The 17,766-nt window shown below is 70.3% G+C and carries 12 protein-coding genes and 3 pseudogenes; 10 read left to right on the forward strand and 5 right to left on the reverse strand.

Going from position 1 to position 17,766, the window contains the following annotated elements; all coding sequences use genetic code 11:
* From V7E05_RS10730 to V7E05_RS10745, 4 genes and pseudogenes are all read left to right on the forward strand, one after another.
* Window positions 1-347: pseudogene (locus V7E05_RS10730) on the forward strand (hypothetical protein); the annotation flags it as partial.
* A pseudogene (locus tag V7E05_RS10735) lies at window positions 344-1,165 on the forward strand (cobalt-precorrin-4/precorrin-4 C(11)-methyltransferase); the annotation flags it as partial. The pseudogenes V7E05_RS10730 and V7E05_RS10735, both read left to right, overlap by 4 nt.
* A gap of 420 nt (window positions 1,166-1,585) precedes the next feature.
* Window positions 1,586-2,317: pseudogene (locus V7E05_RS10740) on the forward strand (cobalt-precorrin-6A reductase); the annotation flags it as partial.
* A gap of 51 nt (window positions 2,318-2,368) precedes the next feature.
* A complete protein-coding gene (locus tag V7E05_RS10745) occupies window positions 2,369-3,292 on the forward strand; it encodes a DUF4299 family protein (protein WP_333619646.1) in 924 nt (307 codons plus the stop codon).
* Here the strand turns inward: V7E05_RS10745 and V7E05_RS10750 are convergent.
* The 3 genes from V7E05_RS10750 to V7E05_RS10760 are packed head-to-tail and all read right to left on the reverse strand — an operon-like array spanning window position 3,289 to window position 6,814.
* Window positions 3,289-4,836 (reverse strand): precorrin-2 C(20)-methyltransferase, encoded by a 1,548-nt coding sequence (locus tag V7E05_RS10750; RefSeq protein ID WP_333619647.1) that lies wholly within the window; start codon window positions 4,834-4,836, stop codon window positions 3,289-3,291. The genes V7E05_RS10745 and V7E05_RS10750 overlap by 4 nt on opposite strands.
* A complete protein-coding gene (locus V7E05_RS10755; protein ID WP_333619648.1) occupies window positions 4,833-5,534 on the reverse strand; it encodes a precorrin-8X methylmutase in 702 nt (233 codons plus the stop codon). Before V7E05_RS10755 ends, V7E05_RS10750 begins: the two co-directional genes overlap by 4 nt.
* A complete protein-coding gene (locus V7E05_RS10760) occupies window positions 5,531-6,814 on the reverse strand; it encodes a precorrin-3B synthase (RefSeq protein WP_333619649.1) in 1,284 nt (427 codons plus the stop codon). Before V7E05_RS10760 ends, V7E05_RS10755 begins: the two co-directional genes overlap by 4 nt.
* A 205-nt stretch (window positions 6,815-7,019) precedes the next feature.
* Here V7E05_RS10760 and cobN point away from each other — a divergent pair, with 205 nt between their 5' ends.
* From cobN to V7E05_RS10785, 5 genes are all read left to right on the forward strand, one after another.
* Window positions 7,020-10,670, forward strand: a complete 3,651-nt coding sequence (gene cobN / locus V7E05_RS10765; protein ID WP_333619650.1) for a cobaltochelatase subunit CobN — start codon at window positions 7,020-7,022, stop codon at window positions 10,668-10,670.
* Between the two features lie 59 nt (window positions 10,671-10,729).
* Window positions 10,730-11,866: an amidohydrolase gene (locus V7E05_RS10770; protein WP_333619651.1), complete on the forward strand. Its 1,137-nt coding sequence runs from the start codon at window positions 10,730-10,732 to the stop codon at window positions 11,864-11,866.
* Window positions 11,866-13,734, forward strand: coding sequence for an apolipoprotein N-acyltransferase (gene lnt, locus V7E05_RS10775; protein WP_333619652.1), 1,869 nt, complete (start codon window positions 11,866-11,868; stop codon window positions 13,732-13,734). Before V7E05_RS10770 ends, lnt begins: the two co-directional genes overlap by 1 nt.
* Window positions 13,731-14,483: a polyprenol monophosphomannose synthase gene (locus tag V7E05_RS10780; RefSeq protein WP_333619653.1), complete on the forward strand. Its 753-nt coding sequence runs from the start codon at window positions 13,731-13,733 to the stop codon at window positions 14,481-14,483. Before lnt ends, V7E05_RS10780 begins: the two co-directional genes overlap by 4 nt.
* A gap of 61 nt (window positions 14,484-14,544) precedes the next feature.
* The gene (locus V7E05_RS10785; protein WP_333619654.1) at window positions 14,545-15,252 is read left to right on the forward strand and encodes a class I SAM-dependent methyltransferase; all 708 of its coding nucleotides are present in this window, start codon (window positions 14,545-14,547) and stop codon (window positions 15,250-15,252) included.
* Window positions 15,253-15,388: 136 nt separating this feature from the next.
* Here V7E05_RS10785 and V7E05_RS10790 read toward each other — a convergent pair whose 3' ends face one another.
* On the reverse strand, window positions 15,389-15,733 hold the full coding sequence (locus V7E05_RS10790; RefSeq protein WP_333619655.1) for an RNA polymerase-binding protein RbpA: 345 nt from the start codon (window positions 15,731-15,733) through the stop codon (window positions 15,389-15,391).
* A gap of 225 nt (window positions 15,734-15,958) precedes the next feature.
* On the opposite strand from V7E05_RS10790, the gene V7E05_RS10795 reads away from it, so the two are divergent.
* The gene (locus tag V7E05_RS10795) at window positions 15,959-16,240 is read left to right on the forward strand and encodes a hypothetical protein (protein WP_333619658.1); all 282 of its coding nucleotides are present in this window, start codon (window positions 15,959-15,961) and stop codon (window positions 16,238-16,240) included.
* Window positions 16,241-16,284: 44 nt separating this feature from the next.
* On the opposite strand, the gene V7E05_RS10800 is transcribed toward V7E05_RS10795, so the two are convergent.
* The coding region (locus V7E05_RS10800) for an FUSC family protein (protein ID WP_333619656.1) at window positions 16,285-17,766 on the reverse strand (1,482 nt) is incomplete at its 5' end.

Genomic DNA, 17,766 nt, shown 5'->3' on the forward strand with positions numbered 1-17,766 from the left:
CCGACTACGCACCACTCGCAGCCCTGCCGGACGTGGTCTTCGTCGGCGGCGGGCTCACCGCGGACGGGATGCTCGACTGGGCCTGGGGCGCCGTCCGAGACGGCGGGCGATTCGTCGCCACGGCCGTCACAGCCGAGGCCGAGCTCCTGCTCCACTCCCACCGCGAGCGCCACGGCGGCGAGATGATGCGCCTCGGCGTCGAGCACTTGCGGCCCCTGGGCCGGTATTCCGGCTGGGAACCTGCGCGCCACCTGGTAATTTACGTGTGCGAGAAGGTCGGTAACGCCGCTGGAACGGGCGCGAACGGAGAATCGACAACACAGGAGGGAGGCCCCGGGAGACCATGACCGTCTACTTTATCGGCGCGGGCCCCGGCGCACCGGACCTGCTCACCGTCCGCGCCCAGCGCCTCGTCCGGCAGTGCGGCACCTGCCTGTACGCCGGATCGATCGTGCCTCCCGAGGTCCTCGCGCTGTGCCCACCGATCTCGCGGATCATCAACACCGCGCGAATGCCGCTCGACGAGATCGTCACCGAGCTCCGCGATGCGCACGAGCGCGGCGACGACGTCGCGCGCCTCCACTCCGGCGATCCGAGCCTCTATTCTGCGATCTCCGAGCAATTCGCCGCGCTCGATGCCGCCGGGATCCCGTGGGAAATCGTCCCCGGCGTTCCCGCATACACGGCCGCGGCAGCCGCGCTGCGTACGGAACTCACCATCCCCAACGTCGCCCAGACCGTGATCCTCACGCGCGTCGACGGTCGCTCCACGCCCATGCCCGAGGGGGAGGATCTCGCGACGGCGTGTGCCTCCGGCGGCACCGCCGTGATCCATCTCGCCGCGCACCAGGCCGAACGCGTGCGTGACGAGCTCGAGCCCATCTACGGCGTCGACGCGCCCGTCGCCGTCGCCGCCTATGTCTCCCGGCCGGAGGAGGTCCTCCTCCGCACGACGCTCGGCCGGCTGCCTGAGGAGCTCGCCGCCGCGGGAGTCACACGGACGGCGGTCATCATGATCGGCGCGGTCTTCGCCGAGACCTCCCCGCTTGCGGACAATCCCCTCCGTGCGGATGACGCCGTTGGTGCCGGTTCCTCCGCGGTCGCCGCGCCACGCTCGTTCCTCTATTCCGACGATCGCCCGCGGGACGCCAAGGGCCGCACTCTGTGCGACGCTCCTTCCGGGAGCGAGAACGAGCTCGGCAAGCAGACTCTCCGGCCCGTGCCCGATCCGTACAAGGCCCTGGACGCGGCGGATGCCGTGGGACCTAAGTCCGACCAGATCATTACACATGTAGAGGGGTCGGGCGCCGAGCCCGTAGCCGACGATGCAGGCCCCGTGGCTGAGTCCAACACCTCCTACACCTCTGACGTTTCCGACGCCATCGGCGACGGCGCGTTCGCCGACGATTCCGAAGCCGACGATCTCGAGCCGGCTCAACTTCGAGCCACGCCGATCGAACGTCCCAAGAGGGAACTCGAAGAATCCGAACTCGCCGTTCCCGATCCCGTGCTCTCCGCAGATCGAGCCACAGAGATGGCGAACTCCACCCAGCACCACGGGGCGCCGCCCAACAAGATCCTCATCCTCGGCGGCACCTCCGAGGGGCGCGAGCTCGCGGGGCTCATCTCCGCAGCGGGGCTCGACGTCGTCACGTCGCTCGCGGGACGCGTCAAGCGACCCCGCCTACCCGAGGGAGAGGTGCGGATCGGCGGATTCGGTGGACCGCAGGGACTGGGTCGCTACCTCCTGGACCACGCGGTCGACCTTGTCATCGACGCGACCCATCCATTCGCCGAACGTATCTCGGCGTCCGCCGTCGAGGCCACGGCCTCGACCGGCGTCCCCATGCTGCGCCTCAATCGGCCGCAATGGACGCCGGGCCCCGGGGACGAGTGGATCTCGGTACCCACGGCGGCCGAAGCGGCGCGCGTGGTGCAGGAACGGTTCAAGCGTCCGTTACTCACCATCGGCCGACAGAATCTCGCGGCCTTCGCCGGCGATGCCCGGAGCTCGTACCTCATCCGCTGCGTCGAACCCCCGGAGGGCAAGTTGCCGCGGCGCTATCTCCTCATGTTCGACCGCGGGCCCTTCGATTTCGACTCGGAACATTCGCTACTCAGGCGCCATCGGATCGACGTAGTCGTCACCAAGAACAGCGGCGGGGATTCGACGTCGGCAAAGCTTGAGGCTGCGAGGTCGCTGCACATCCCGGTCATCATGATCGAACGCGCCAACACGCCGCCCGTGCGCACCGTCTCTACGGTGCGCGAAGCGGCCGAGTGGATAGTCGAGGTCTTCGGCGCCGCTCGCGCCTGAACCTCCGGTGGCGGCTCCCGAACGGATCCACCGAACATCGAGGAGCCACCGATGAGCATCACCTTCACCGTCGCCCCGCCCGGGCGCCGACACCGGCCCTTGCGTCTGGCAGAGGCGATGCGCCTGGGCCCCACCGGACTCCGACCCTATTTCCAGCCCGAGGAGAACGGAGGGTCCGAAGAACTCGAGCGCTATGCCGGGCGGAAGACCGACGAGATCATCTCCCGCCTCGGGATCTCTCCCTACAGTGGCCGCGGGTTCGAGTTCACCTACCAGCAGGGGGCATACACCGTCCGTGTGCTCACGCCGTCCGCGCCCAACGACTGGCGCATCGCGCTCGATTTCCTCTCCGCGCTCGCCCGCCACTTCGGCGCTTCCGTCGTGGCGGAAAACGGCGACAACTTCACCGCCGAGACGATCACCTCATTCGACTACAGCGGCGATATTCGAGCAGGCCTCATGGCATTTCTCCGCTCGCTCGAATCCGGGAACCCCGCGATCCTCGTCCAGGGCGTCAACGTGGACGTATCCCTCAATCGCGAGATCCTCGATCACATCTTCCGCAGCGATAGTCCGGCGAATGCTTTCGGGGACTTCGTCGGTCCGCCACAGCACACCGACGCCCACTTCGCGAGCCAGATGGCGGCCCGCGCCCCGGACGGCTCGATCCAGGGCCTCTATACGCTCACCGAGGGAGTCGATACGGTCCTCCCTCATTCGCCCACGCTTCCTCCGCACATTCGTCAACAGGTCGGCCAGGAGTCGCCAGTCGACTGGGAACTCGCGCTCGTCGGGATCGACGGACCAGACGACGATCCCGAATCCTTTTCATCCCTCGGCGCCGTCGACTTCGCCGCCGCGTTCCGCGCGCTGCCACCCCGAAAGGTCTCGCGTTTCGACGCCGACAGGATCTACATCCGCGGGCTCAATCGAGCGGATATCCGGGCGCTTCTCGACAGCGGTAGAGGCGCCTAGTAGCTGCGCGGAGTGTAGGCGCGCAGGCCGTTCGGGGTATCCAGGACCCGTGTGCGGCTCGATCCCACGATGAGTAGCGTGCGCATGTCCACTGTCTCCGGATCGAAGTCCGCAGCACGGACCACGCGGACATCCTCGCCCTCTCGGCCCACGTCGCGCCCCTGGATCACGACCCTGTCGGGCCCGCCGATCTCGGCGACGAGCTCGGCGAGTCGCCTGACCTGCTCCCGCCGCGAGCGCGACGCCGGGTTGTAGATCGCGATGGCGAGGTCCGCCTCGAGCAACGCACGGAGACGGGCCTCGATTACATCCCAGCCCTTGAGCCTGTCGGAGAGAGAGACCATGGCGAAGTCGTGGCCGAGGGGAGCGCCGGTCTTCGCGGCCACGGCGTTCGCCGCAGTGACGCCGGGGAACACTTCGATCTCTACATCCGTATAGCCTCCGACTTCCGCGGCCTCGAACACCGCAGTGGCCATGGCGAAGATGCCAGGATCGCCGCCAGAGACCACGACGACCTCGCGCCCGCGCCGAGCGAGGTCGAGCGCGAACGTCGCGCGTTCGACCTCGACGCGGTTATCGGAGGAATGCACGACGAGACCCGGCCGCGCGGGGACCCGCTTCGTATAGGTCTCGTAGCCCACGAGGTCGGTGGCGCGGGCAAGGGCATCGGCGGCCTCCGGCGTCATCCACCTATCCGGGCCGGGGCCGGTCCCGAGGACCGCGACCCGCGGCCTGCGCGCCACGTCAGCGGAGACAGGGGACGGTGCGCCACCGGCCTGGGCACCTCGCAGGCGCGAATCGGTGGGGCTGGGCACGACCACTGCGGAAAAGTAGGGCACCGAGCCGGGATCTACCTCGGCGAGCGGGGCGACCCGCTGCTCCGGGGTGCTCGCGCGCTCGACATAGGTTGCCTCGCCGAGGCGACCGGAGGACTCGAGCGCGGAGCGGACCTTGCCGAAGGTGCGACCGAGCTTCATCACCACGGCTGCGTCGGTGTCGGCGAGGCGCCTGGAGAGCTCGCCCTCGTCCAGCGTGCCCGGCAGCACGGTGAGCACCTCTTCGTGTTCGGTGAGCGGGCGCCCCGCGGCGGCGGAGACGGCCGAGACCGCCGTGATCCCCGGCACGATCTCGCACGGGAAGCGCTGTTCGAGGCGCTTGTACATGTACATGAACGAGCTGTAGAAGAGGGGATCGCCGGCGGCGAGCAGGGCGACGTCGCGGCCGGCCTCGAGATGCGCGGCAAGGCGCGCCGAGGCCTCGACGTAGAACTCCTCGATGGCGGCGTCGTAGGCCCCGGGATGCGTCGTGCTCTCCACGGTGAGCGGGTAACGCAGCAGCTCCTCGATATGGCCCGGCCGCAGATGAGCCTCGGCTGTGCGGCGCGCGATGGATCGGCCGTGCCGCGCCGCGTGGTAGGCGACCACGTCGGCCGATTCGATGATTCGCGCCGCCTTGAGCGTGAGCAGCTCCGGGTCTCCCGGCCCGATGCCCACACCGTAGAGCGTGCCCGTCCCCTTGCCCGGCGTGCTCGTGTCCGCGCTCATTCGGCGACGCTCGCCAGCGCGTTGACGGCGGCCGCCGTGATCGCCGAACCCCCGCGCCTCCCGCGCACCGTGAGAAACGGGACGCCGAGTGAGGCGGCATCCCCGGCCAGCGCCTCCTTCGATTCCGCGGCGCCGATAAAGCCCACGGGACACCCGACGATCGCGGCGGGCCGAGGGGCGCCGTCGCGGAGCATCTCGAGGAGGTAGAACAGCGCGGTGGGCGCGTTCCCGATCGCGACGACCGCGCCGTCGAGACGCGGGCGCCACAGCTCGAGCGCCGCGGCCGAACGGGTCGTGCCTAATTCCGCGGCGAGACCGGGCACGGAGTCCTCTCGCAGGAGGCATAGCACGTCGTTGTCGGCCGGGAGACGCTTGCGGGTCACGCCCGAGGCGACCATGTGGGCGTCCGCGAGCACGGGCGCCCCCGCGGCGAGCGCTCCGCGAGCCGCCGAGACCACGTCCGCCGAGAATTCCACGTCTTCCGCGAGATCGGTCTGCCCCGCGGCGTGGATCATCCGCACGACCACGCGGGAGACGTCTTCGGGGAAGCGCGAGAGCTCGGCCTCGGCGCGGATGGTCGCGAAGGAGGCGTCGTAGATCGCCTGACCGTCGCGCTCGTATTGGTAGCGGAAGGTGTGCTCGGTGTGCTCCGAAGAGTCACCGGCGCCGTTTCCGACTGTTCGTGCGTCCGCGCTCAACGCGTTCCTCTCTCTCGGTTCCCGTGGTTCGTCTTGTTTCCGGCCGGGCCCTCGCGGCGCTCATAGCCCTCCGCCGTGGCGATCCGGAGCACGGACTCGTGGTCCCAGCCGCATGCGCGCCCGCAGCCGACCCAGTGCTCGGCCGGCGGATCCGCCTCGCTACCCGGCGCCGGGCCCCCCTGTGCGACGGCCGCGCGCAGGTCCGCCCGGACGTCGCGCTCGGACTTCGCGCAGCCTTCGGCCCCTATACACGCACTCGCCCGCACCCACGGCGAAGCGGCGTCGAAGATCAGCCCCATGGGCGCGAGCACGCGCACGACCTGCTCGGCCTGCTCTTCTCGCAACCCGTGCACGCCGATCACGCGGTCGGCGGAGATCGTGGTCTCGGTGTCGATAGCGCCGAGGAACTCGGCAAGCCTCTCGTCGATGACGGCGAACTCTGTGACCGCCAAGAGCGAGACGAGCCCGTCCGTCGTATCGACCCAGCCGACGGGCGGGGCCTCTACGGCGGCAGGACCGCCGCCGGGCCCCGGCGCCCCTCCTCCGGCGGAGGCCCCGCCGCCTTCCGCTCGGTCCAGGTCGGCGGTGTCCCGGTGAGTCCCGGCGGCATCGACAATGGCGCGTTCCGCCTCGCCCCCCGGGGCTATCCGCCACGCATCGCCCGATACCTCGAGAAAGTGTTCGGCGAGGTCCGCGAGCACGGCTGGTACGGAGGATCGAGCGGTTCGGATCCCGCTCGCCGACCCGGCCACGACGATCTCGAAATCGTCCGCTGCCCCCGTCCATTGTGCGCCGAGATCGGGACCGTGCCGGAGGATGTCGCCGGAGCCGTCATCCAGGCCGAAGAGGAACCGACCGGAAAGTCGGGCCAGCGCGGGGCGGTCGAGTACTGCCGCGTGGAGCTCCGTGACGAGCGAGTCGAGCAAACCGTGCCCGGGGAGCCGGCCGGCGAGAGGAGAGGCGAGGATGTTTCGCGCCCTGTCGTGCGATTCGCTGGGCGCGAGCTCGGCGGCGGCGAGCACCTCGACGAGCTCCTCTCGGTCCCCGGCCTCCAGCCCGCGGATCTGAACGTTCCCGCGGGAGGTGAGGTGGAGTCGTCCGTCGCCGAGCCGCGCTGCCGCCGCGAGCGCCTGCCACGCGGCGGGGGAGAGGCGGCCGCCGGGGACCCGCACGCGGGCGAGGAGCCCGTCGTCCGCCTCGTGCAGGCGGAGCACGCCGGGGCAGCGGTCGCCATCGTCCGAGGCGGATGCCGCAGACGTCGGTGAGGGAGTGGAGTTCATCCATCCAGGGTAGGCCCCGCTCTCGATCCGACGCGGGATAGGCTGTCCGAGAAGCACCCGCCGATCGGGAAGCCGGTGAGAATCCGGCACGGTCGCGCCACCGTGAGGACCCACAGCGGGCCCGAGTCGGACCTCGAGCGGCGGACTCCCCGGCCGCACTTGCGGCATCGCCTCGCGGGACGCGATCCACCCACGAAAGGTCCTCATGCCCATCCTGCTGCTCTCCACCTCGGACACCGATCTGCTCTCCGCCCACGCCTCGGGCGCCGACTTCGTCGTGGGTAACCCGATGACCTTGTCCCCGGAACAGGCCGCCGAGCGGGCCGCCGATTGCCCGGTCGCCGTGCTCCGTTACCTCGGCAGCAGGCAGTCGATTGAGGACCATGCCGAAGCGATCGTCGGTGCGGGAGCGCAGCTCGTCGTCGTCTCTGGGGAGCAGGCCCCGGACGCCGACCTCATGGGCCTGTCCACCGTCCCGGCAGGCGTGGCCCGCGAAGCCCACGATTACCTCGCGCACGGTGGGGCGGCGAACCTGGCCAACCTCCACGCATTCCTCTCGGACACCATCCTGCTCAGCGGCGACGCTTTCGCAGCCCCCGAGGAGATGCCGGAGTGGGGTTATCTCTCGGGCTACGAGAGCGGCGCCTTCTCCCCGGCGAGCGACGGCCTCGCCGCGGAGATCGCCCCGAGCGCCCCCGCGCCCCGCGTCGCGGTGGTCTACTACCGCGCGCAGCACCTCGCGGGAAATACCGCGTACGTCGAGGCGCTGTGCGACGGCCTCGCCGGGGCGGGCGCGCAGCCAGTGCCCGTCTTCGCCGCCTCCCTCCGCCGGCCGGCCGAAGGCCTGCTCGACGTACTGCGCGGGGTCGACGTCGCAATCGTCACCGTCCTCGCCGCCGGCGGCTCCGCCCCGGCGCTCGCGGGAGCGGGGGAGAGCGACGAGTCGTGGAACGTCGCCCACCTCGCCGAGCTCGATATCCCGATCCTCCAGGGCCTGTGCCTCACGAGCTCCCGCGCGGCGTGGCTGGAGTCAGACGACGGGCTCACCCCGCTCGACGTTGCTACCCAAGTCGCCGTGCCCGAGTTCGACGGCCGGGTCATCACCGTCCCGTTCTCGTTCAAGGAGTACGGCGACGACGGGCTGGCCCGCTACGTCCCGGACACCGAGCGCGTCGACAGGCTCTCGGGCCTCGCCACCCGTCAGGGCGTGCTGCGCACGGTACCCCCGCAGGACAAGCGGGTCGTGCTCATGCTCTCGGCGTATCCCACGAAGCACGCGCGCATCGGCAATGCCGTGGGCCTCGACACCGGCGCCTCGGTCGTCGAGATCCTCCGCGCTATGCGGGATACCGGATACGACCTCGGTGCCGAGCCCGTCCCCGGGCTCGACACCGCGCAATCCGACGATCTGATCCACGCGATCATCGCCGCCGGCGGACAGGACCCCGACTGGCTCACCGAGGAGCAGATGGCGTCCAGCCCCCACCGCATCCCCGCGGACACCTACCGCGAATGGTTCGCCACGATGCCCGAAGGGCTCCGCGCCGACGTGGTCGACGCCTGGGGAGAGGCGCCCGGCGAGCTCTACGTCCACGACAACACGATCTACGTCGCCGCGCTCGAGTTCGGCAACGTCCTCGTCATGGTTCAGCCGCCGCGCGGCTTCGGCGAGAATCCCGTGGCGATCTACCACGATCCCGACCTCGCGCCGAGCCACCACTACCTCGCCGCATACCGGTGGCTGCGTGAGCCCGCAGCCCGCGGCGGCTTCGGCGCACACATCGTCTGCCACGTCGGCAAGCACGGGAATATGGAATGGCTGCCCGGCAAGAACGTCGGCCTGTCCGCGGACTGCGGCCCCGACGCGGCGATCGGAGACCTGCCGCTCGTCTACCCGTTCCTCGTCAACGACCCTGGCGAGGGCTCGCAGGCCAAGCGCCGCGCGCACGCCGTGCTCATCGACCACCTCATCCCGCCGATGGCGCGCGCGGAGTCCTACGGCGACGTCAATCGCCTCGAACAGCTCCTCGACGAACACGCTTCCGTCGCCGCGATGGACCCGGCGAAGCTCCCCGCGCTGCGCCAGCAGATCTGGACGCTCATCACCGCCGCCCGCATGGACCGCGAGCTCGGCTGGGAGCAGCGCCCGGACGAGGAGGTCTTCGACGACATGCTCATGCACGTCGACGGCTGGCTCTGCGAGATCAAGGACGTCCAGATCCGCGACGGCCTCCATACGCTCGGCCGCGCCCCCGAGGGGACCGAGCTCATCGAGCTCGTCACCGCGATGCTCCGCGCTCGCCGAATGTGGGGAGGAGACCGGTCCGCAGACGGACTCCGCGAGGCGCTCGGTCTCGCCGAGGACGGCAGCGAGACCCGCTCCCGCACCGACGAGGCCGAGCGCCTCGCCGCGGAGCTCGTCGGCGCGCTCGCCGACGCCGACTGGTCTGCCGCGTCGGTCCCCGGCATCGTCGCCGCCGCCGACCTCCCCGCGGACGCACGCCCCGAAGCGGTCTCGGAGCTCCTCGACTTCACCGCACGCGAGATCGTGCCCCGTCTCCGCGCCACCGCGGACGAGATCCCGCGGATCCTCCACGCGCTTGCCGGCGGGTTCATCCCCGCAGGACCGTCGGGGTCGCCGCTGCGCGGACTCGTCAACGTCCTGCCGACGGGCAGGAACTTCTATTCAGTGGACCCGCGTGCCCTCCCGAGCCCCCTTGCGTGGGAGACCGGCACGCTCATGGCGGATTCGCTCCTGCGCCGTCATCTCGACGATGACGGGGAGTACCCGCGAACGGTGGGCCTGTCCGTGTGGGGGACGTCCGCGATGCGCACGTCCGGGGACGACATCGCCGAGGTGTTCGCGCTCCTCGGCGTCCGCCCGCGCTGGGACGAGGGTTCGCGCCGCATCGTCGGGCTCGAGCTCATGTCCACCGAGGAGCTCGGGCGGCCGCGCATCGACGTCACGGTCCGCATCTCCGGCTTCTTCCGCGACGCCTTCCCGCATGTCCTCGCGCTCATCGACGACGCCGTACGCATGGCCGCGACCGCGGACGAGCCGGACGCGGAGAACTATCTGCGCGCGAACGTCGAGGCCGATACCGCCGCTGGGGTCGACCCGGAGCGCGCCGCCGACCGCATCTTCGGTTCCAAGCCGGGCACCTATGGCGCGGGGATCCTCCAGACCATCGACTCGGGCAACTGGCGCGACGAATCCGACCTCGCCGCCGTCTACACCGAGTGGGGCGGTTATTCCTACGGGCGCGGCCGCGACGGCGCGTGGGCAGGGGAGGACATGCAGCGCGTGTACTCCCGCATCGAGGTCGCAGCGAAAAACGTCGACTCCCTCGAGCACGACGTCCTCGATTCCGACGACTACTACCAGTTCCACGGCGGGATGGTCGCCACGGTCAAGGCGCTCTCGGGCACGGCCCCCGCCGCATATGTCGGCGATTCGACCCGACCGGATTCGGTACGGACGCGCTCGCTCCTCGAAGAGACCTCGCGCGTGATCCGCGCCCGCGTGCTCAACCCGCGCTGGATCGCCGGGATGCGCAAGCACGGCTACAAGGGGGCATTCGAGATGGCGGCGACCGTCGACTATCTCTTCGGCTTCGACGCCACCACCCAGGTCGTCGACGACTGGACGTACGAGGCGGTGGGACGAGGGTACGTGCTCGATCCCGAGAACCGTGCCTTCCTCGAGAAGTCGAACCCCTGGGCCATGCACTCGATGGCCGAACGTCTCCTCGAGGCCGCCGACCGCGGGCTGTGGTCCGAGCCCGATCCCGAGCTCCTCGATTCCCTCCGCGAGGCCTTCCTCGACGCCGAGGGCCGGATCGAGGGCGGGGAATAGCACGCCGACCCGGCCCGTCGCCGCACGCCGGGGCGGGCCGGTGCGCCATAATCGGACACATGCCCATTTCTGCAGGAACCACGGCCGGCAGGCGCGCCCTGCCGCCCGTCGTACTCCGCGGCGGCAGGGTGCTGAGCCCGAGCTCCCGCGACGCGAGCTCCCTCGCCTTCGACACCAACGGCATCTCCTGGATCGGCCAGGACGCCCCGGCTGGCGCGCTCTTTCCCGATTCGGCGCGGGTCGATGCCGAGAACGCGTGGATCGCACCGCCTTTCGTCGAGCGCACAGCGGGTACTGACGCTGGCCCGGGCTCGGGTCCGGACAGAGACGCGGCGAGTCGCGGAGTCTTGCTCCTGACGGCGGAGGAGCCCATCCCCACCGACCGCGCGCTCGCCGCCCTCGAGGAGGCTTCGACTGGCCGCACGCTGTTCGCGCTCCGCTCCAACGGCGCGACCGGCGACCTCGACGCCGCCATGAAGGTCCTGGCCGCCGAAGAGGAAAAGCTCGGCCGGGTCGCGCTCGCCGGGCGCTCACCGTCGATCTCGGGCCTCGCCGCCGAAGAACTCGCCGCGCTTTCCGCCGCCGGCGCCGACAATGACGGTGCCGTTAGCGACGAAGCGCGACTCGCCGAGCTCGCGCGGCTCGGCGTCACCCTCGTGCTCGACCCGCTCTCGGGCGGGATCGCGGGCGTCGACCTGATCGCGCTCACGTCGAGCGGGGTTCCGCTGGCGTGCGCGTGCCGGGACGCCCAAGGGGAGTACCGCCCGTGGGACGCCGTGGCGGTCCTCGCCGGCTCCGAGCGCGCTGGGACCGGCGCGCCCGCGCGGCCGCTGTCCCCGCGCGCCGCCTTCACGGCCGCAACCCGCGGGGCCGCGCGCGCCATCGCCGGCCAACACTCCGAACTCGGCGTGCTGCGCCCGGGGGCGCCGTCGACGCTCGCGATGTGGCGCACCGGCGAGCTCGTCGCGCGCGCCGCCGACGATGCCGTGCAGCGGTGGTCCACCGACCCGCGCTCCGGGGTCCCGCCCATGCCCGACCTCGACGGACCGGCCCCCGATTGCCTGGCGCTCGTGGAGGGTGGGGAGCTGTCGTTCACGGCTGGGCCGCTGTCCGGGGAGGCGGACGGCGCGGGCAGCCCGACCGGATCGGATGGCTCTGACAGCTCGGGCCGTGCTCACGAGGATGGCCGGGAGTAATGGCGGGTCTGAAGAGATTCCGTATCCGCCGCCGCGGAACGAGCGACGTTACGGGCGCAGCCGACACTGCCGCAAGGAGAACAACGGCGGCGAACGGCGCAGGGGCTGAGGCCCCACAGGGCGTCCAGGACATAGACCTGACGATCGGATACTCGGGCGTGCTCGTCCTCATCCGCTTCGTCCTCGCCGTCGCCGGCGGCGCGGGCGTGTACGCCTCGTTCCCACCCGTGGGCTGGTGGTTCCTCGCGCCGATCGGCTTCGCGATGTTCATCGTCTCGCTCACGCCGTGGGATATGGGGGACCCGCCCGCCGAGGGCTCGCCCGTGGAGCGACACGTCGCGCATATCCCGCGCGTCTGGCTCGCCGGCTGCCTCGGCATCGCCTTCGGGCTCACTTTCTTCGGGCTGCTGCTGCCGTGGGTGGGCATGTACGTGGGCTGGTACGCCACCTTTGGCCTCGCGCTCGTGTGCTCTCTCTACACGGCGGTCTTCGCCATCGGCGCCTGCCTCATGCTGCAGGTGCTCCACCGCTCCCGGATGACCACGCTCAACTACGTCTCCACCGCCCTCTTTATCCCTGCCTTCTGGACGGCGACCGAATTCCTCCGGTCCTCGTGGCCGTGGAACGGTTTCCCGTGGGGACGCCTCGCATACGGGCAGGCCAACGGCCCTCTCGTGTACTTAGCGCCGATCACCACGACCCCGGGACTGAGCTACGTCGTCGCGCTAATCGGCGCGACGATCGCGATGTTCGTCGTCACCTGGCAGTGGCGGCACGTCCATGTGCCGAGCAGCTACCGCGCACCGATTTCGCTGGCCACGTACGTGATCGTGCTGCTCGTCGTCACCACCGGCATGTCGTTCAGCCCGCTGGCGCGGGGGTACAAGCATCCGGACGGTCCCGCAACCATCACCGTCGCGGCAGTGCAGGGCAACGTCCCGAAAACCGGGCTCGACTTCTCCGCCCAGCGGTACGCGGTGCTCGAGAACCACGTCAACGAGACGCTCGAACTCGCGAAGAAGATCGAATCCGGCGAGGTTCCGAAACCCGATTTCGTGCTGTGGCCCGAGAACGCCGCAGACGTGAGTCCCCGCACCAACGAACGGGCCCGCGAGCTCATGGACTCGGCGGTGGACGCCGTCGGCGTTCCGATCGTGGTCGGCACAGTCCTGCCCAAGAAGAGCAATGATCCCGAGGCCGTCTCGAACTCGATGCTCGTGTGGGAGCCGGGCAAGGGCGAGACCACGCAGCACGATAAATTCTTCGTCCAGCCGTTCGGGGAGTGGCTCCCGTGGCGCGGCCTCTGGGAAAAGCTGTTCCCCATCGCCAAGACGGCAGGGCATTTCGAGCCAGGGCCCGCCTCGTGGAACCTCGACGTCGGCGAGAACAGGATCGGTGTCGCGACCTGCTTCGAGATCGCGTTCACCCGCGCTGCCACGAGCGCCGTCGACAAGGGCGCGCGGATCCTCACTGTGCCGACGAACAATGCGACCTTCGGCGATTCCCCGATGACCTACCAGCAGCTCGCCATGAGCCGCGTGCAGGCCGTCGAGCACCACATCCCGACGTTCGTCGCCGCGACGAGCGGCGTATCCGCGGTGATCGACGAGCGGGGATACGTCCAATCCGAGATAGGGCAGGACCAGGCCGGGTACCTCGTGGCACAATTCGGCGATATGCCCACGGGCACGCTCGCCACGCAGCTCGGGCCGCTCGTCGAGTATTTCCTCGCGTTCTTCGGACTCCTCGGGTCCCTCGGCGCGATGTTCGTCCTGCACCGACTCCCGACGCTCGAGCGCCGGCGGCGCACTGCCCTCGAATCGACCAGAGAGTCGAGACGGAAGCCGAAGAAAGAGAAGAACACATGAGCCGATCCACCTCCGTCGTGATCATGCCGACGTACAACGAGGCGGAGAACCTCGAGCACATTGTCGCCGACCTGTTCCGCCACGTGCCGGCGACGGATCTCCTCATCGCCGACGACAACAGCCCCGACGGCACCGGCGGCATCGCCGACGAGCTCGCCGCCTCCGATCCCGAGGGCAGGATCTCCGTGCTCCACCGCGCGGGCAAGGAAGGCCTCGGCGCTGCCTACATCGCGGGCTTCCGATGGGCTCTCGAGCACGGCTACGAGATCGTCGTGGAGATGGACGCCGACGGCTCGCACCCGCCGAAGTCGCTTCCCACGCTCCTCGGCGCGGTCGAGCAGGGTGCGGATCTCGCGATCGGCTCGCGCTACGTCCCCGGGGGCAAGATCGAGAACTGGCCGTTGAGCAGGCACGTGATCTCTCGCGGCGGCAACTTCTACTCGAGGTTCTGGCTCGGCATCGGGGTCAACGACATCACCGCCGGATACCGCGCGTACCGCGCCTCCGCGCTCGCCGCCCTCGATTTCGATGCCATCGACTCGGCGGGCTACTGCTTCCAGATCGACATGACCCTCCGTTTCTTCGAGAAGGGCTTCCGGATCGTCGAGGTGCCAATCACCTTCGTCGAGCGCACGGTGGGCACGTCGAAGATGAGCGAGTCGATCTTCCGCGAGGCCGCGCTCAACGTGCCGAAGTGGGGAATCGAGCGCCGCAGGACCCAGGTCCGCGGCCTGCTCGGCAAGAACTAGGGCCTCCGACCGCGGAATACGGGCGTACACGGACTACAGACCTCACACGGATAGGGCGACGATGGCACACGATCACCACGGCGGCGCAGGCGAGGACACGGCGGCCCCCGTGGACTCGAAGGCCTTCTGGGAGGACCTCTACGCCGGAAAGACTCGCTGGAGCGGAAATCCCAACCCAGTGCTCGTCGACGTCGTCGGCCCGCTCGCCCCGGGCCGCGCCCTCGACCTCGGCTGCGGAGAGGGCGCGGACGTGCTCTGGCTCGCCGAGCGTGGCTGGGACGCCACGGGCGTCGATATTTCCGAGACCGCAGTGTCGCGTGCGCGCGAAGCCGCCGACGCGATCGCCTATGGCGGCGCGACTGGCGCCGCGGGCCGCGCGAGCTTCGATTCGGGCGAGATCGGGGAGTGGCTACGCCGCGCCCGCGTCGAGTTGCCCGGGCCCCTCGACCTCGTGACGGCGAGCTTCTTCCAGTCACCCATGGAGGAGTTCGATCGCACCGGACTCCTGCGCCTCGCCGGCGAGCTGATCCGCCCGGGCGGCCACCTCTTCGCTCTGAGCCATTTCGCCCCGCCGGACTGGGCCTCCGCCGAGCACAAGAAGAACGCCGATTCGATGCCCACTCCCGAGGGCGAGGTCCTCGACCTAGCCGTGCCCGCGGGCGCGTGGTCCGCTGTCACCGCCGAGGTCCGCGAGCGCGAGGCCATCGGCCCCGAGGGGCAGCGCGGGACGATGCTCGATACGGTCGTCCTGCTGCGCCGCGAGCGCTAGGGCAGCGCAGGGGAGCGGGCGACGCGCGGGTACCGGCCACTGAAATGCGGGACGGCGGACATCGATTGCGATGTCCGCCGTCATGCGTAAGTGGGCCGGGGCCCGGTTCCAGAGCCTTCGGACCTAACCTTGCCTGCTACCTCGAGCCGGCGCGCCGACGCTTCTTGAGCACGTCGAGGCGTTCTTTGAGGAGATCGTCGAGATCCTCGAGCGAGCGGCGCTCGAGCAGCATGTCCCAGTGCGTGCGCGGGGGCTTGCCCTTCTTCTCCTCCGGCGCGGGGCCGTCGAGGAGCTTGCCCTCCTGGCCGTTCTTGCACATCCACGTGCCGGGAATCTCGGCATCGTCGGCGAAGGGGATCTCGTAGATATCGCCGTTCTCGGTCTGGTAGCGGGCGGTGCGGCGCGGAGCGAGATCATGATCCCGGTCCGTCTCGTAACTGACCGCCCCGAGGCGACTACCGCGCAGTACTCGATCTGCCATAGTGGGCTCCTTCGATTGCTACCTAACGTCCGGCCCGTACAACGCCGCCGGGCGCCCGCTTGTTCCCGGCGGCCTCGCGGCGGCCTCCGGTCATACCCGCGTATTCTAGCCGCCGTGACCGATCCGAAGCCATCACGCCCCGGCGGGGAGACCGCCGGCGAGACTCGTGGGGAGCCTGCCGGCTCGCCGTGGGGCACGGTCCCGTGCGCGTGGTGCGGCAGGCCGGTGGATCAGCCCACGCAGGGGCGGCGCAGGAAGTACTGCAAGCGTTCGTGCCGGCAGCGGGCCTACGAGAGCCGCATGCGCGCCGAGGATCTCGGGCTCCCCGAGGGCTCGATAGTGCTCACCGAGACGGAGGCCTCCGCGATTACCGAGCGCGCGTTCGTGCTGCGCTGCGCCGCCGAGGACCTGCAGACCGCGGTCGAGGAGGGGGCGAAGGGCGAGGAGCTCATCGGGCTCGCCGCCGATCTCGTGCGCAGCGCGAAGGAGGCCGAGCGGCTGCGGTAATTCCGCGGAGCTTCCGCAGCGGCGCTCTCACGGGCGCGACCGGACTACCTCCGGCGCACCGCCCGAGACAGGTCCTCGACGAGCCCGTCGATCCGCGCGCCGGCGGCCTCGCCGTCGCGATTATCGAGCTCGCGCGCGGCGCGGTCGATATTCTCGCGGAAGCCGGCGATCCCCTCGGACCTCCACACGGGATCTGCGGAGTCGGCGGATCCGGGCTTCCTACGGTGCCGCCAGCCCTCGGCGCCGAGCAGTACGTACGCCACCTCCGTGACCTCCCGCGCGCTGCGGATGCTGCGCGAGGTCCCGGTGCCGCGTTCCGTGGCCACCGCCGAGGCCACGGACTCGAGCTCGCGGGCGCCGAGGACCAGGGTCTCACGGCGCTCGCCGTCGCCCGGGGCGGCGAGGTAGTCGGACATTGCGCGCAGCGTTCGCCCGGTCTGCCCGTGCAGCACGGAGCGCGGCATCCCGCGGCCGAAGCACCACACGGCGATAAACGCCGCGGAGACGCCGATCACGGTGTCGATGAGGCGCTCGGACAGCACGGACCACGGCGAATGCGGAAGCGCACCGCCCACCGAGATGATGAGCGCCAGCGGCGTGAGCAGGAACGTGGCGAGCGCGTACTGTTTCGCCACGACGAGCTCGATGAGGTACTGCAGGGCGATCATCACGAGGACGAGCACGATTCCCGAGGGGTGGATAGCGGCGATAAGAGCAAAAAGGAACACGCCGAACACTGTGCCCACCAGCCGGTTGACCGCCCGGTAGCTCTGCACGATCCGCGCGCCGCCCTGGTTGAGCGCGACGGCGGCGAACGCGGTGGACCAGTAGATGTGCTCGCCGCCGATGAGCACGGTGACGATCCCGGCGATCGCCGAGGCGACGCCCACACGGAAAGTCGAGACGAGCTGGTCCGAGGGCCACGACGCGGCCTGCCGTAGCAGCGTGGGCACCGAGGGTCGGCCGCCGCCGGCGCGCGCGACGCCCTGGAGCCGCTCGCTCAGCGCGCCTTCTTCGGCGGTGCCCGAGCCCGCCGCACTCGCCGTGCCGAAGGATCCGCTCGACCCGTCAGGGTCCCCGAGCCCTGCAGGCGGATCCAAGGCGAGGATCCGCTCGGCGGCGGCGCCGACGCGGGCCTCGAAAGCCCGCTCCGCGGCGTCGAGATCGGCCTCGAGCGCCTCGATGCTCCGCATGCGGCGCGCGGCCCACGGGGCGCGCGGGAACACCGGGCGGGCGTCGGTGAGCTCGGTGCGGGCGCGGTACATGGCCTCGGCCGCGCGGCGGTGCAAGGGCCGCGAGTCCTCTCCGGCCGCCGAATCGGCGTAGGCGCGGGTGGCTTCGACCGCCGCCGTCACAGCCTTGCGTTCCGGTCCGTACGGATCGGGGACGAGCTCAGCCATGGTGCCGAGCACCGCGGCGATGCCACCGACGAGGGTCATGGTGAACACGCGCCAGGGGGAGATGTCGTGGGCGTAGATCATGAAGTTCACGACGCCGCAGCCGAGCATGAGGAAGTACGCCTCCGG

The sequence above is a fragment of the Dietzia sp. genome, from assembly GCF_036741115.1.
GTDB lineage: Bacteria > Actinomycetota > Actinomycetes > Mycobacteriales > Mycobacteriaceae > Dietzia.